The organism is Thermoactinomyces sp. CICC 10523 (genome assembly GCF_016055105.1).
Classification (GTDB): domain Bacteria; phylum Bacillota; class Bacilli; order Thermoactinomycetales; family Thermoactinomycetaceae; genus Thermoactinomyces_A; species Thermoactinomyces_A daqus.
In genome coordinates this window covers 63,329-77,140 of record NZ_JAECVX010000007.1, presented here as the reverse complement: position 1 = coordinate 77,140, position 13,812 = coordinate 63,329, and the positions used below count along the sequence as shown (strand labels likewise).

Annotated in this window: 15 protein-coding genes; 1 reads left to right on the top strand and 14 read right to left on the bottom strand. The window is 51.8% G+C overall.

Annotated features, from left to right (window positions below):
• Nucleotides 1–124 precede the first annotated feature (124 nt).
• From I8U19_RS10355 to I8U19_RS10320, 8 genes are all read right to left on the bottom strand, one after another.
• Complete coding sequence (locus I8U19_RS10355) at nt 125–721, bottom strand: N-acetylmuramoyl-L-alanine amidase family protein (protein ID WP_052154022.1); 597 nt, start codon at nt 719–721, stop codon at nt 125–127.
• Between the two features lie 154 nt (nt 722–875).
• Entirely contained in the window at nt 876–1,526 is a 651-nt protein-coding gene (locus I8U19_RS10350) for a nitroreductase family protein (RefSeq protein ID WP_052154021.1), read from the bottom strand.
• A gap of 167 nt (nt 1,527–1,693) precedes the next feature.
• Nucleotides 1,694–3,070 carry a 23S rRNA (uracil(1939)-C(5))-methyltransferase RlmD gene (gene rlmD / locus I8U19_RS10345; RefSeq protein WP_232336363.1) on the bottom strand — a complete coding sequence of 459 codons (1,377 nt, stop codon included), beginning with the start codon at nt 3,068–3,070 and terminating at the stop codon, nt 1,694–1,696.
• 132 nt (nt 3,071–3,202) lie between these two features.
• Nucleotides 3,203–4,087 (bottom strand): YegS/Rv2252/BmrU family lipid kinase, encoded by an 885-nt coding sequence (locus tag I8U19_RS10340; protein ID WP_033100080.1) that lies wholly within the window; start codon nt 4,085–4,087, stop codon nt 3,203–3,205.
• A gap of 301 nt (nt 4,088–4,388) precedes the next feature.
• Nucleotides 4,389–5,687, bottom strand: a complete 1,299-nt coding sequence (locus I8U19_RS10335) for an NCS2 family permease (RefSeq protein WP_198055856.1) — start codon at nt 5,685–5,687, stop codon at nt 4,389–4,391.
• Nucleotides 5,688–5,933: 246 nt separating this feature from the next.
• Nucleotides 5,934–7,352, bottom strand: coding sequence for an NADP-dependent phosphogluconate dehydrogenase (gene gndA / locus I8U19_RS10330; protein ID WP_198055855.1), 1,419 nt, complete (start codon nt 7,350–7,352; stop codon nt 5,934–5,936).
• Nucleotides 7,353–7,561: 209 nt separating this feature from the next.
• Nucleotides 7,562–8,239 carry a YidC/Oxa1 family membrane protein insertase gene (locus I8U19_RS10325; protein ID WP_198055854.1) on the bottom strand — a complete coding sequence of 226 codons (678 nt, stop codon included), beginning with the start codon at nt 8,237–8,239 and terminating at the stop codon, nt 7,562–7,564.
• Between the two features lie 19 nt (nt 8,240–8,258).
• Nucleotides 8,259–8,504, bottom strand: a complete 246-nt coding sequence (locus tag I8U19_RS10320; RefSeq protein WP_198055853.1) for a hypothetical protein — start codon at nt 8,502–8,504, stop codon at nt 8,259–8,261.
• Between the two features lie 144 nt (nt 8,505–8,648).
• On the opposite strand from I8U19_RS10320, the gene I8U19_RS10315 reads away from it, so the two are divergent.
• Nucleotides 8,649–8,900, top strand: coding sequence for a YkuS family protein (locus I8U19_RS10315; RefSeq protein ID WP_033100075.1), 252 nt, complete (start codon nt 8,649–8,651; stop codon nt 8,898–8,900).
• 84 nt (nt 8,901–8,984) lie between these two features.
• Here I8U19_RS10315 and I8U19_RS10310 read toward each other — a convergent pair whose 3' ends face one another.
• The 6 genes from I8U19_RS10310 to gatC form a co-directional block, all read right to left on the bottom strand.
• Entirely contained in the window at nt 8,985–9,188 is a 204-nt protein-coding gene (locus I8U19_RS10310) for a hypothetical protein (protein WP_033100074.1), read from the bottom strand.
• 100 nt (nt 9,189–9,288) lie between these two features.
• Complete coding sequence (locus I8U19_RS10305; RefSeq protein ID WP_033100073.1) at nt 9,289–10,068, bottom strand: sirohydrochlorin chelatase; 780 nt, start codon at nt 10,066–10,068, stop codon at nt 9,289–9,291.
• Between the two features lie 47 nt (nt 10,069–10,115).
• Entirely contained in the window at nt 10,116–10,418 is a 303-nt protein-coding gene (locus I8U19_RS10300; RefSeq protein ID WP_033100072.1) for a hypothetical protein, read from the bottom strand.
• Nucleotides 10,419–10,604: 186 nt separating this feature from the next.
• Nucleotides 10,605–12,035 (bottom strand): Asp-tRNA(Asn)/Glu-tRNA(Gln) amidotransferase subunit GatB, encoded by a 1,431-nt coding sequence (gene gatB, locus I8U19_RS10295; protein ID WP_198055852.1) that lies wholly within the window; start codon nt 12,033–12,035, stop codon nt 10,605–10,607.
• Nucleotides 12,032–13,498, bottom strand: a complete 1,467-nt coding sequence (gene gatA, locus I8U19_RS10290; RefSeq protein ID WP_033100070.1) for an Asp-tRNA(Asn)/Glu-tRNA(Gln) amidotransferase subunit GatA — start codon at nt 13,496–13,498, stop codon at nt 12,032–12,034. The genes gatB and gatA overlap by 4 nt, the downstream gene beginning before the upstream one ends.
• Before the next feature lie 11 nt (nt 13,499–13,509).
• Nucleotides 13,510–13,800: an Asp-tRNA(Asn)/Glu-tRNA(Gln) amidotransferase subunit GatC gene (gene gatC / locus I8U19_RS10285; protein ID WP_198055851.1), complete on the bottom strand. Its 291-nt coding sequence runs from the start codon at nt 13,798–13,800 to the stop codon at nt 13,510–13,512.
• Between the last annotated feature and the right edge of the window lie 12 nt (nt 13,801–13,812).

Here is a 13,812-nt window from a genome sequence, read left to right as displayed (position 1 = left end):
CGCCATCACACATGGGTCGGCTGTTGGGCCGGCCTTTTTGTGTTGAAATGGTTTATGGACAAACGCTCCGGGCGACCGTTCTCCGGTCATGCGCGGGAACGATCGCCGAGGATCAAATATCCTTTTATTCACAAAAAGAATTCACGTTTTCTCTGGGTTTGCATTTGTAAATCCTGGCAATTCCTTCAGCCATACATTGGGCATAGTGATCCAAAAATGCCGAATCGGCCAGGAGATGATTTTCTTTTGAGTGCGTGATAAACAGCGAGGCAATGGAAATGGCCGGCATTTTTGTCTTTCTCAACACCGGAAGCTGTCCGCCGAAAATCTCCGTATCATTCTTTTTGCCCAGATCGACAACCCCGTACCGGCGCAAAAAACAGGCGATCTGATTGTGAAGCCAGCACTGAATCCGCCGCGTTTCATAACCGGCGATCACACTGACATAAGAAGCAAATCCCGACAAGGAAGAATCAGGGGATGCATTGGTATGAATACTCAAAAATAAATCCGCATCCTGTTCATTGGCCCACCGGCTCCGCTCTTCCGCACTGACATTGATGTCGATGGAGCGGGTCATGGTTACTTTGATCCCCTCATAGGCAAGCAGTTTCCGCCGCAGACGATAAGCGATATCCAGACAGACGTTCTTTTCCAGCAGGGAAAAGCCGATCGCGCCAACATCCTCCCCTCCGTGTCCGGGATCAAGACAAACCAACATGACCAAAATCCCCCCTTTCACCGGTTTTCTCAAATGTGATTCACTACTCAGTTCCCGACTTTTCCCACCCCCAAACTCCAAAAAAACCTGAAAAAAAGAATCTTTTGCGGCGATAAAACGGCAAAAAGCCGCCCTCAGACGGGCAGCCTCTTGCTTAAAAGCTTTCGCGAATCACCAATTGATCAAGGGAAAAGCGGGTTGTCGGCCGTGCCGGTTCCGCTGCTTTACCGATCGAAATCAGCATGACCGGAAGGTAACGCGAAGGAATGTTCAACTCCTTGATCAACGCTTCGCGGTCAAATCCACCCATTGGGCAGGTGTCGTATCCTTTCGCTTTTGCCGCCAGCATCAACTGCATCGCGGAAAGGGAAGCGTTTAAGATCGCCGAATCCCGGGCCACTTGCGGATTATTTTCATAAGCGGCGTTCACCTGTCTGACCATCGTCTCATATACTTCCTTGGGAAGCTGCCCTTGTTTGTAGGCCGTTCCATATACGTCGTGAACAGAGCGATTCGCTTCCAGGTCACCCAGAATCACCACGGTGGCGGAAGAGTTCACCACCTGATCCTGATTGAAAGCGATCGGCAGGATGCGCTCTTTCACCTCCGGTTTCGTAATCACCAGATAACGCCAGTGTTGTAAATTCCAGGCTGAAGGCGCTTTAGCCGCCAGGGTCAAGATTTCATCCAGCTCCTCGGCCGGAATTTCCACCCCGGGCGTAAATTTGCGTACGCTTCCCCGTGCTTTAATCACTTCGATTGCATCATAAACCTTCGCTTCCACCTTGATAACCCCCTGCTTCATCACCTTCTCCCGCAGGTTGCTGCGGTTGCTTCTATTATACTTTAAAAAAGTAACTTAGTAGATAAATACAAGTTTTTTTCATGAAAGTGTATTGCTTCCCCGCGATCTTGTCTCCTGTATTCTGCCAAAGAAGCCGTTGCGGCATGTATGTTCATTCTGACGGTTTTTCAGTTCTCTTCCTTTTTCACAAAACAAGCGACACATTCCACATGGCCGGTATGGGGAAACATATCGACCGGCTGCACCTCGGTAACCTGATATCCTCTTTCCTTTAAGTATTTGGCGTCCCGTGCCAGTGTGGCCGAGTTGCAGGAGACATAGACAAGGCGCTCGGGGCCCATGCCGACTGCGGCATCCAATGTTGCGGGGCCGCATCCCTTGCGCGGGGGATCGACGACGATGACATCCGGGCGAATCCCTTCCCGCAGCCAGCGGGGCATTACCTCTTCCGCACGGCCCACCTCAAAATGGACATGGTTCATATGGTTCAGCCCGGCATTTTCTTTGGCATCCTGAATCGCTTGCGGCACGATTTCCACTCCGTAAACGCGGCGAGCCTTTTTGGCCAGATAGAGGGCAATCGTTCCGATGCCGCAATAAGCGTCAATGACTGTCTCCTCGCCGGAAAGTTGGGCATAACGAACAACTTGATCATATAAAACCTTAGTCTGTACAGGATTTACCTGGAAAAAAGAGTGCGGTGAAATGGCGAAGACCACATCGCCGATTTTGTCATGGATCACGTTTTCTCCCCACAAGACGCGCGACTTTTCTCCCAGCACCACATTGGTCCGCTTTGTGTTGATATTTTGCATGACCGATTTGAGCTGCGGAAGGGAGTCAACCAGTTCCCTCACCAACTCCTTTTTGTGTGGAAGGTGCTCGCCATTGGTGACGAGGACGACCATCATTTCCCCGGTGTGATACCCCGTCCGCACCATCACATGGCGCAACACACCACGATGCTTGACCTCATCATAAATGGGAATTTTCAGCTTCCGTGCGAGCTCTTTCACCTTGGCCACAGCCTGATCGTTGGCGGAGTGCTGAATCAGGCATGATTCCATGTCGACGATTTCATGGGAGCCGGAAGCATAAAACCCGGCGACAGCCCGCCCGTTGATCCAGCCAAAGGGAACTTGCGCTTTGTTTCGGTAACGCCAAGGCTCATCCATCCCCAGCACGGGATGAATGACAACATCCGTCATTCCCCCAATCCGCATAAAATGGTCCATCACCTGTTGCCGCTTTTGTTTTAACTGCGCCTCATAGGACAGATGCTGCAACTGGCAGCCGCCGCACTGTTCATAGATGGGGCAAAGCGGCCGAGTTCGGTCGGGATGGGCTGAGACGATCTCTTCCAAGACCGCCTTGGCATACGTTTTCTTCACCTGCGTAATTCTTGCGCGCACTGTTTCCCCCTGCACGGCCAACGGAACAAAGACGGTAAACCCTTCCACTTTCCCCACTCCCGCCCCGTCATGCGCATGCCCGGTGATCATAAGCTCAATCACTTGCCCTTTGGTAACAGGTAGCTTTTGCAAATCATCTCCAACTCCTTCATCATCTCTTGTCAAACAGAATTCCCGTGAGCTTAATCAATATCGGAAGGGGGGACACCTGCGCCCCGGCCGGCGCCTCACAGAAAAAGCGTTCACCAAATGAGATGAACGCCCTTAAGGACAAAAAATTTCCAAATGGTTCGGCACTGTCTCCACCCGTCCGTTGAACTCGCCGCCCCACTCTCCGTCCAGATTCAGCTTCAACGGTTCGGGTGTGTCAATCTCAAGCTCGTTTGTTTGAAAATAGACGATCCGGGAATCGCGAACGTGCTCCCCCTTAAATGCGAGGGCGGCCAATTGCAGCAAATCGGAGATGTTGGTTTTGGGCACGATCAGGACATCCAGCATGCCGTCGCTCAGATCGGCAGCGGGAGCAAGCCGCCCAAAGCCGCCGACCGAAACGCTGTTCGCCACGATAAACAAGAGAATCTCCTCTTCCCACTCTCCTTGCGGCGTTTTCAGCTTGATCGGAAACGGTTTGCTGATCGTGCCCAACTTTTCAATCGCTTTCGCATAATAGGCCAGCGGGCCGATCACCGTTTTCAGCCGGCTCGGTGCTTCATACGTCACTTCGGTGATCCGCCCGGCTGCTGCTACATTGATAAAATAGCGCCCGCCAAATTTGCCCACATCCACCATCATCGTTTTCCCGCTGGCCACCACATCACAAGCATCGCACAGATCGCGCGGAAGTTTCAAGGCCCGAGCCAAATCGTTGGTCGTTCCCCCCGGCAGAATGCCCAGCTTGGGCGGGTCGGGAACCCGGGCCAATCCGTTGACCACTTCGTGAATCGTTCCATCCCCGCCGGCGGCAATCACTATATCAAAACCGCGCTCAGCCGCCAATGCAGCTTCTTCCGCGGCACTCCACGGTTTACTCGTCGCATAACAAGAAGTTTCATATCCAGCTTTTTCCAACCTTTTCAATAAAAGGGGCAATTTTTTCTCCACCAGTTCGCGACCGGCGGTCGGATTGTAAATCAGGCGAGCACGCTTCAATTCTGCCCACCCCTTTTCTCGGCTTTAAAATCCTTCCAACAATCTGCCTTCCATCGACTTTTATCAACGTTCCCAGTGTTAAGTTTACTCATCGTCCCCGCTCACTTCAAAGTGATTCTGATCAAACCTGTGTCGATTTTTCTTCATTTTCCTTTATTATCTTTCCCAATAACGCGATAAACCGATCATAACCGACAGGCACAACCCGGGGATGGATCAGAAGGCAGGGAGGCAAACCTTTACGGAAAAAAGGCCTGGATCCGTTTGAAGCTGGGATCCAAGCCTTTTCCACAGGAAGAGATCAGTGCGGAAGGTAAACCAGTTGCAGGATAAACAGGACTGCAAAGATATACACCAGCGGATGAACCGTTTTCCACTTCCCTTTAAAAATTTTCATCAAAGGATAGGAGATGAAGCCAAGGGCAATTCCCGTTGCGATGCTCGATGTGAGCGGCATGCTCAAAATAACGAGAAAAGCGGGAAACGCTTCGTCGATTTCTTTCCAGTTGATCTGGCTCACATGGCTGACCATCAGCGAACCCACGATGATCAAAGCCGGGGAAGTAATGGCCGAAATGCCGGAAACTGCGCCGATCAACGGGCTGAAAAAGGACGAGATCGCAAACAGGATCGCGATGACCACTGCCGTCAAACCGGTTCGGCCGCCGGAAGCGACACCCGAAGCGGATTCAATATAGGCGGAGGTGGGGCTTGTACCAAACAGTGAACCGACCAGGGTAGCCAGCGAATCCGCCAGCAACGTACGCTCCCCGCGCGGCAGTTTGTCTCCCTCCATCAGATTGGCCTGCCTGGCCACCCCCAGAACCGTCCCGGTCGTATCGAACAACGTAACCAGCAAGAAGGAAAATACCAGGGCATACAGCCCGAAATGAATGACATCCTGGAAGGCGTGTACCGGGCTGATGGCCAGATGATCGGGCAGATGCGGCATGGAGACAAATCCTTTTTTAAAAGAGAGCAAACCCATAAAATAAGCGCAAATTCCCGTCACGATCATCCCGATAAACAAAGCCCCGTTAATGTTCAGCGCCAGACAGATCAGCGTGACAGCCAAACCGATCAGAGTAAGGATGGCCGAGGGTGAATGCACATTTCCCAACTGAACCAAATTGGTCGGGTGTGCCTGAATCAGACCGGACATGCGCAAACCGATAAAAGCGATAAACAACCCGATTCCGGTGGTAATCGCACTTTTCAGATTGCCGGGTATCACCTCAATCAGTTTGGTGCGCACCGGTGTCAGGGATAAGAGGACAAACAAAAGGCCTGCCACGAACACGGCAGCAAACCCGGCCTGATAACCGAGCCCGGCGTGCGCCTTGACCACGGAATAGGCAAAGTAGGCATTGAGCCCCATGGCCGGCGCGATTGCGATCGGATAATTTGCAAACAAGCCCATGATCAACGTGCCCACAACCGTGGCAATGATCGTGGCCATAAAACTCATTTCAAAGGGGACACCGGCATCGGACAGAATAATCGGATTGACAACCATGATATAGGACATGGTCACAAAGGTCGTAATCCCGGCGACAATCTCTCTCCGAACAGTTGATCCATATTGTTGTATCTTAAACATCGGCGATTGTTCCTCCAAATACGAATATTAGCCATAGCCATGTTATATAATATTCGTTTATATTAAACGATGCAAGGTTTATTTTATAAAATGCACTTTCAATAAAAAACCATGCCAAAAACAAGTCGGCATGGTTGGAAAAGATGGAACACCAAAGTTGCATTCTTTCACAACAACATAAAAGGGCCGAAGCTGTTGCCCGCCTTGGTCAACAGCTTCGGCCCGTCTTGTTCGGTAATCTTCATCTTAATCTTCTTGCAGCCAATTTGTGTGAAATACCCCTTCCCGGTCGATCCGGCGGTAAGTGTGGGCACCGAAATAATCGCGCTGAGCTTGCAGCAGGTTGGCCGGAAGCGAAGCCGAACGGTAGCTGTCGTAATAGCTCAGGCTGCTGGCAAACGCCGGAACGGGAATCCCGTTTAACACAGCGGTGGCCACGACATCGCGCCATGCATCTTGATAGGATTCGACAATCTCTTTGAAATACGGACTCAGCAGCAGGTTGGGAAGGGCCGGATCGCTTTCGTAGGCTTTGGTAATCTCTTGCAGGAAGCGGGCCCGGATGATGCATCCGCCGCGGAAGATTTTGGCGATGGCCCCCAGGTTCAGATTCCAGCCAAATTCATCCGATGCCGTCTTCATTTGTGCGAATCCCTGAGCATAGGAACAGATTTTGCTGGCATAGAGCGCTTTGCGAATCGACTCGATAAACGCAGCGCGATCCTCCACAACCGTACAGGGCAGGTTGGGTCCCTTCAGTTCCCGGCTCGCCCGAATTCTTTCTTCTTTCATCGCGGACAGGAAGCGGGCATAGACCGACTCCGTGATAATCGTCAGCGGCACACCGAGATCCAGCGAACTTTGGCTCGTCCACTTTCCGGTCCCTTTTTGCCCTGCCGTATCAAGGATCAGGTCGACCAAAGGTTTGCCTGTTTCTTTATCCACTTTGGCAAGAATATCGGCCGTGATTTGGATCAGATAGCTGTCCAACTCCCCTTGATTCCACTCTGCAAAAACCTCGGCCATCTCCTGCGCTTCCATTTTCAACAGATTTTTCATCAGGAAGTAGGCTTCGCTGATGAGCTGCATATCCCCGTACTCGATTCCATTATGTACCATTTTCACATAATGGCCGGCTCCATTCGGACCGATATAGGTGCAGCACGGTTCGCCGTTCACTTTGGCGGAAATGGCCGTCAAAATCGGTTCAACCTGTTCGTACGCTTCTTTTTGCCCCCCGGGCATGATCGCCGGGCCTTTCAGCGCCCCCTCTTCTCCGCCGGAAACGCCGGTGCCGACAAAATGAACTCCCAAACTGGCCAGATCGCGGTTGCGCCGAATTGTGTCCTCATAATAGGCATTTCCACCGTCGATAATGATATCGCCCAGTTCAACATATTTCTTCAGTTGCGTGATCATTTCATCCGTCGGTTTCCCCGCTTTGACCATGAGCATAATTTTTCGCGGTTTTTTCAGGGAATCAATAAATTCCTGCATTGTATAGGTTCCAACCAGTTTTTTCCCCGGATTTTCATGGATAAGTGCTTTGGTTCGCTCCGGCGAGCGGTTAAATAGAGACACCGTAAAACCTTTGCTTTCCATGTTGAGTGCCAGATTTCTTCCCATGACGGCCAGACCGATTACGCCAATATCGCTGTTTGCCATCGATTTTCCCTCCTCATTCACGCTGAATTTCTATACCTATTTTCCCATTCCTCATTCTCCTTACTCCTGTTATCCACTAAAATTTTCATCGTAATAAAAAACATGGAAAGGAGAATGTTGCCTCCACAATCAGAGACAAAAAGGAACCGATTTCGCTCTTTCAAGCCAAACGGTTCCCCTGTATGAATCAAGTTTCCATGCTCCTCAGCTTACCCTGTGGACACCTCTGTCTGCGCTTCGATCAGTTTTCGCGTATACCGGGAGAGAGCCTTTCGTTCCAGTACACCCCACAAGCTAGACGTTCCGTAATAAAGGGCGGTTGCGACCGGGGCTGACCAAAGAATAAAAAGAGCGATCCCGGCCATCAGGAAAAAGTTCATTTTCGCCTGACCATTTGGGGTATACTCCCTTGGAATGAGGGAGACCCGACTCGCCAAACCGGTCAGCAGTGCGATGATCAGCGGCAGCAAATGCCACGGGTCCCGTAAACCAATACTGTCCACCCATGGCACCAGCACGGAGGACGCCTGTGCTCCAAGATGAGAAAATACGGCAAAAACCGCCACGAGAATCGGTGACTGCAACAGGGCATTTAACAGCATGGAGAAAGGATTGAATTTATGTTTTTGCATCAGGTTTGCGATCTCCCCGCTCAGTTCTTCCTTCGAGCCGGTCCATGTTTTTTGCAATTCAGCCGCTTTCCGGGAAAAAACAAACTGACTGGCCATCAAGCGGGCGGTTCTGAGCGAAACGGGAATCAGGCAAACGCGTACGAGCAGAGTAAAGAAGATCAGCGCCAACCCCCAGTCGCCCAGCCACTGATACAGCTGGTCAAACGCGGGCTGAAGCAAATGCGCCAACTTTTGAATGATTGTCCAATTCGTCATCCGGATTCCTCCTCGTTTTTTATGAAAACAAGGTGGAATCCATCCGTCCTTCCCCATCGGCATTTCCCATCTTCATGCGAGTGACGAGAAGCCAGCTTTCACGCAAAGGCAAACATTGCCGTTCACGGGGAAGTATTGCTTTGCTGGCGCAAGTCGGCTGAACCCGGGTGTGCGAAAAATGAAACTGAAACCGGACCGACCATAAAAAAGCACAAGCGGTCAGCAACAGCAGAACACATTCAAATGCGGAAAGGTCCCAGTCCAAATTTCGCCACCCCTTTCATCCTATCGTCGTTTATCATTATAACCCGGAATTTCGGGAAGGGCTACAATTCTTTCTCTTTCCCTGCATAAACCAGACGTTTTGAATCAAACTACATTCGTAGATTCTTACTTAGGAGGGTCGTTCATGAAACGCGTTGCCATTGAGTCAGGTCTTACCCCCATCCGCGAATACTTAAGCCGGGAAGGATTCCAAGTGGAAGATCTGAACAACAGCACGGCCAATCAAAATCAAGGCCAATACTCCGCGATTCTCATTTCCGGGAAGGACCGGAACATGATGGGCATGGAAGACATCGTCCACAATTGCCCGGTGATCAACTGCGACGGGCTTACACCCGAACAAGTATGCGATCGATTAAACCGGCTCCCCCAATGAGAATAAATGCCTGTTTTAAACGTTCGAGGCTGTTGACCGATCAGATCAGCAGCCTCGAACGTTTTTTCGCTTCCAATCTCCTGCTTAAAAACCGGGGGTCGGTACCGGCGTCACAGGGGTTGGCGACGGATCGGGATTATTGTTGCGGGCAGGAGGATCCGGCGGCAGTCCATAACGTTGTGATCTCAAAAAGCGCTTTAATTCCCAGTATGCTTCCCGGTTATGATAAAACGCCTGGCACAGCAGGTAGTAATCGGGATGCTCAGGACTGCAAACATACTTTTGCAAATCAATCCACCTCCTGTTCAATTCTTCACTATTGTATGTTCGTCTTATCCGCAATGAGCCTGGGCCAAAATGCCTTCGCCGTCCGGAAGCTGTCGAACACTTAAACAGAAGGGATTGTGGGATTTTCCGCAGCAGCCTTTTGCTCTTTGACAACGGATGCGATCCAGCGGGAAATCAGGGGATGCGGCAGATAGGTTTTGCCGGAATATTGCACATCAAGCCCCTGCAACCGACCGGGGACCACCTTTCTCGTAAAATAACCTTCGCTCAAGAACAGCGGGAGCACAATGACGCGGGAAAAGGTGCGACGCAATGCTTCCGCTTTTTCCCGGACGCTGTCGGGATGCAGGGTGGCGCATGCAGTCTTCCGGAAGCCCATTTTTTCCTGAAGTTGCCTGGCCAGGCTGTTCATACTGTTTTCCCATTTCTCCTTAAAGCCGGGAAGTTCACTTCCGTGCCCAACCAATAACAGCGCTTCCTGCTGCGGCTGTTCAGAAAGTTCACGGGCACGTTCGAGCAAGATTTCCGCAATCAAGGGATGATCGTCCATCGCGTCCGTCATCCGGACTTGCGCCTTGATCGGCAATCTCTCTCCCTCTGTTTCAATCTGCGGCTCGGACACCAGCCCCAAATAATATCCGATCTCTACGATATGCGTACTGCCGGAAGAAACAAACAGCGGAACAGCGATGATCTCGGTGACTCCCGCGGTTTCGAGCGCCCGGATCCCGTCCAATATCGTCCGTCCCTCCACCATTTCCAGAAAACCTGTCGCCACAGGCAGGTCCACTTCCACCCGGCTTACCGCTTCATCCACCAGTTGGACCCATTCCGGTTTACTCGATCCGTGAGCGATGACCAGAATCCCTCTTTTTCCCACGATATCACCTCATCCTGGCTAAACTGTGAGAAGATATTGCCCTGTTCTCAACCCGTAAGGCGCTGGGAGGACTTCCATACCAAGAAGGCAAAAATCAAACTGATCACCCCGCCGATCAGACTGTACGAATAGATGAACAGGTTGGCGAGTCCGTCTGCCGTCAAGAGGCAGATGGCCAGCCAATAGATCAGTCGCGAAAAGGGGTTCCCTCTCCATTCCTGATAGGTGATGAAAAAATATAAGGCGATCAAAAAATAGTGGATGGCCAAGACCGGCATATCCCCTGTATACAGTTGATAAATCCCCGATAAAAGAAAGAAAATGACGATTACGATATGAAAAATCTGCAATCATGAGCCTCCTTTTTCTGCAAACAAGCTTCAACTCGGGTTTTCGCGCCCGATGATCAGCCACGGGGAACCGCTCCCCTCCGTGTTTGCTTTCCTGTTATCCCTGGGTATGCCGGGAAAAGATCAATGTTTTTTTGCGAAAAGGAGCCCGCCTTCATCCGAGGCGAGCCCTCCGAAACAAGAATTTTATTTGATTTCTTCCAGAATGAGTTTGTTGACAAGCTGCGGATTCGCTTTGCCCCGCGTCTCCTTCATCACTTGGCCGACGAGAAAACCGAGCGCCCGGTCTTTCCCGTTTTTAAAGTCTTCGATCGACTGCGGGTTATTGGACAGCACTTTCACGACGATCTCCTTGATCTGGCCTTCGTCGCTGATTTGCGTGAGCCCTTTTTCCTTCACGATTTGTTCCGGATCTTTCCCGGTTTGCAGCATTTCCTTGAATACTTTTTTCGCGATTTTGCTGCTGATGGTTCCGTTCTGGATCAACTTGATCATCCCGGCCAGATGAACCGGCTTCATTTTGATTTCGCCGATTTCTTTTCCCTCAGCGTTAAGGTATCCGAGCAACTCGGTAATGATCCAGTTGGAAGCGGTTTTCGGATCCGCTTTTTCCATTACGGTCATGTCGAAATAATCGGCCACCGCTTTGGATCCGGTCAGGATGGCCGCATCATAATCCGACAGCCCGAACTCACGCATATAGCGCGCTTTGCGGGCATCCGGCAGTTCAGGAATCGAACGGCGGATCTCTTCTTTCCACGCTTCGTCGATGTGCAGGCGAACCAGGTCAGGTTCCGGGAAGTAGCGGTAGTCATGCGCTTCCTCTTTGCTTCTCATCGTTTTGGTGCGGTTTTCGTTTTCCAGCCAGCGCAGCGTTTGTTGTACCACCTGTTCACCGCGATCCAACAGTTCCGCCTGGCGCTTTTGTTCATATTCCAAAGCCCGTTCCACGTTGCGGAAGGAGTTGAGGTTTTTCATTTCCGTTTTGGTGCCGAACTCCGTTTGCCCCACCGGACGCAAACTGATATTGGCATCACAGCGCAGCGAACCTTCTTCCATTTTTACATCGGAGACGCCGGTATATTGGATGATCGTTTTCAATTTTTCCAGATAAGCCCGCGCTTCAGCCGGCGATCTCAGATCCGGTTCGGAGACGATTTCGATCAGCGGAACTCCGACGCGGTTAAAGTCGACCAGGGAGCCTTCTCCGTTTTCAATGTGGTTGAGCTTCCCGGCATCTTCTTCCAAGTGCAGACGGGTGATGCCGATGCGCTTTTTCTCCCCGTTCACTTCGATCTCAATCCAGCCATTTTTTCCGATTGGCTGGTCATATTGCGAGATTTGGTACGCTTTGGGCAAGTCCGGATAAAAATAGTTTTTCCGGTCGAACTTGCTGTATTCGGCAATCTCGCAATTTAAGGCCATCGCCGCTTTGATCGCGAAGTTGACCGCCTCACGATTGAGCACGGGAAGAACTCCCGGATGCCCCAGGCAAACCGGGCAGGTATGGGTATTTGGCGGCGCACCGAATTCGGTGGAACAGTTGCAGAAGATTTTCGTCTTGGTGGAGAGCTCAACGTGAACCTCCAGTCCGATTACTGTTTCATATTTGCTCATGCCTCGATCCCTCCCAACGGCGGAACGGGTAAGCGTTCCGTTGCTTGCTCATAAGCGTGCGCCACACGCAGGATCGTCGACTCGTCAAACGCTTTGCCGATCACCTGCAATCCGACCGGAAGTCCGTCCGCCAGACCGCAGGGAACGCTGATCGCCGGCAATCCCGCCAGGTTGACCGGAATCGTCAAAATGTCGTTCATATACATGGTCAGCGGGTCATCCACCTTTTCCCCGATTTTGAAGGCGGTTGTCGGGGCGGTGGGGCCGACGATCACATCCACTTCTTCAAAGATGCGTTCAAAATCCTGACGGATCAAGGTGCGGACCTTTTGCGCTTTGAGATAGTAAGCATCATAATAACCGGAGCTGAGCGCATAAGTCCCGAGCATGATCCGGCGCTTCACTTCCGGGCCAAAACCCTGGCTCCGTGTTTCCAGGTACATGTCCAGCAGATTTTTGCCGGGTTTGCGTACTCCGTATCGCACTCCGTCATAGCGGGCCAGGTTGGAAGAAGCTTCCGCCGGAGCGAGCAAATAGTAGGTGGCGACAGCATACTCGGAATGCGGCAGCGATACCTCCTTGATGGTGGCTCCCATCTGTTCCAGCTTTTGAATTGCCTCTTCCACACGTGCGCGGACGCCGGCTGACACGCCTTCCCCCATCATTTCCTTTGGCACCCCGACGGAAAGACCCTTGATCTCCCCGGTCAACGCACTCAAATAATCAGGAACCTCCACATCGGCGGAAGTGGAATCTTTCACATCCAAGCCGGAAATCGCTTGCAGCACATAGGCGGCATCCTCGACATTTTTCGTCAGCGGGCCGATTTGATCAAGCGATGAGGCGAAAGCGACCAAACCATACCGGGAAACGCGTCCGTAAGTAGGCTTCAGCCCGACCACTCCGCAAAATGCCGCAGGCTGGCGAATCGAACCACCCGTATCCGAACCGAGTGCAAAATAGACTTCGCCTGCTGCGACAGCTGCGGCAGAACCCCCGCTCGAACCGCCGGGAACCCGTTCCAGATCCCATGGGTTACGCGTCAGCTTGAAAGCGGAATTCTCCGTCGAAGACCCCATTGCAAACTCATCCATGTTCAGCTTGCCCATGGCGATTGCGCCGGCCTCATTCAACTTGTCCACCACTGTCGCATTGTAAATCGGCACATAATTGGCGAGCAGTCTGCTCCCGCAGGTGGTCGTCACTCCTTCGGTACACAAGTTATCCTTTATGCCCGCCGGCAACGCGGCCAAAATCCCCCGCTGATCCTCTGCGGCCAATTGCTCGTCCAACTTGGCGGCGCGCTCCATGGCCCCTTCCTGATCGACGAGGAGAAAAGCGCCCACCTCTTTATCTTTCTGTTCAATCTGCCTGAGCGACTCTTCTGCCAGATCCCGCGCGGAAAGTTCCCGGCTGGCAAGCCGCTTATGTATTTCTTTGAGCGATTCTCTTAACAGCGACATCGTTCTCCCCCTTACTCTTCAAATACTGCCGGAACGCGGAACATGCCATCCTGCTGATCCGGTGCGTTGGCCAAGGCTTTCTCACGCGGAAGCGAGGGCATCACTTCGTCTTCACGCAAAACGTTTGCCATCGGAAGCACATGGCTCGTCGGTTCCACCTGCTCCGTCTCCAATTCATTCAATTTCTCGGCGAATTGCAAAATATTGTTAAGCTGAACCGTATATTGGTCCGCTTCCTGTTCGGTCAGTTTCAAGCGGGCCAAGGCGGCCACTTTTTGCACTTGTTCTTTTGAAATCGTCATCGTTTCACCTCC

What these genes read in the sequence shown, in the direction of transcription:
- I8U19_RS10355 (WP_052154022.1), bottom strand. Translation starts at nt 721, where the DNA reads ATGTTGGTTTGTCTTGATCCCGGACACGGAGGGGAGGATGTTGGCGCG.
- I8U19_RS10350 (WP_052154021.1), bottom strand. Translation starts at nt 1,526, where the DNA reads ATGAAGCAGGGGGTTATCAAGGTGGAAGCGAAGGTTTATGATGCAATC.
- I8U19_RS10335 (WP_198055856.1), bottom strand. Translation starts at nt 5,687, where the DNA reads ATGTTTAAGATACAACAATATGGATCAACTGTTCGGAGAGAGATTGTC.
- gndA (WP_198055855.1), bottom strand. Translation starts at nt 7,352, where the DNA reads ATGGCAAACAGCGATATTGGCGTAATCGGTCTGGCCGTCATGGGAAGA.
- I8U19_RS10325 (WP_198055854.1), bottom strand. Translation starts at nt 8,239, where the DNA reads ATGACGAATTGGACAATCATTCAAAAGTTGGCGCATTTGCTTCAGCCC.
- I8U19_RS10315 (WP_033100075.1), top strand. Translation starts at nt 8,649, where the DNA reads ATGAAACGCGTTGCCATTGAGTCAGGTCTTACCCCCATCCGCGAATAC.
- gatB (WP_198055852.1), bottom strand. Translation starts at nt 12,035, where the DNA reads ATGAGCAAATATGAAACAGTAATCGGACTGGAGGTTCACGTTGAGCTC.
- gatA (WP_033100070.1), bottom strand. Translation starts at nt 13,498, where the DNA reads ATGTCGCTGTTAAGAGAATCGCTCAAAGAAATACATAAGCGGCTTGCC.
- gatC (WP_198055851.1), bottom strand. Translation starts at nt 13,800, where the DNA reads ATGACGATTTCAAAAGAACAAGTGCAAAAAGTGGCCGCCTTGGCCCGC.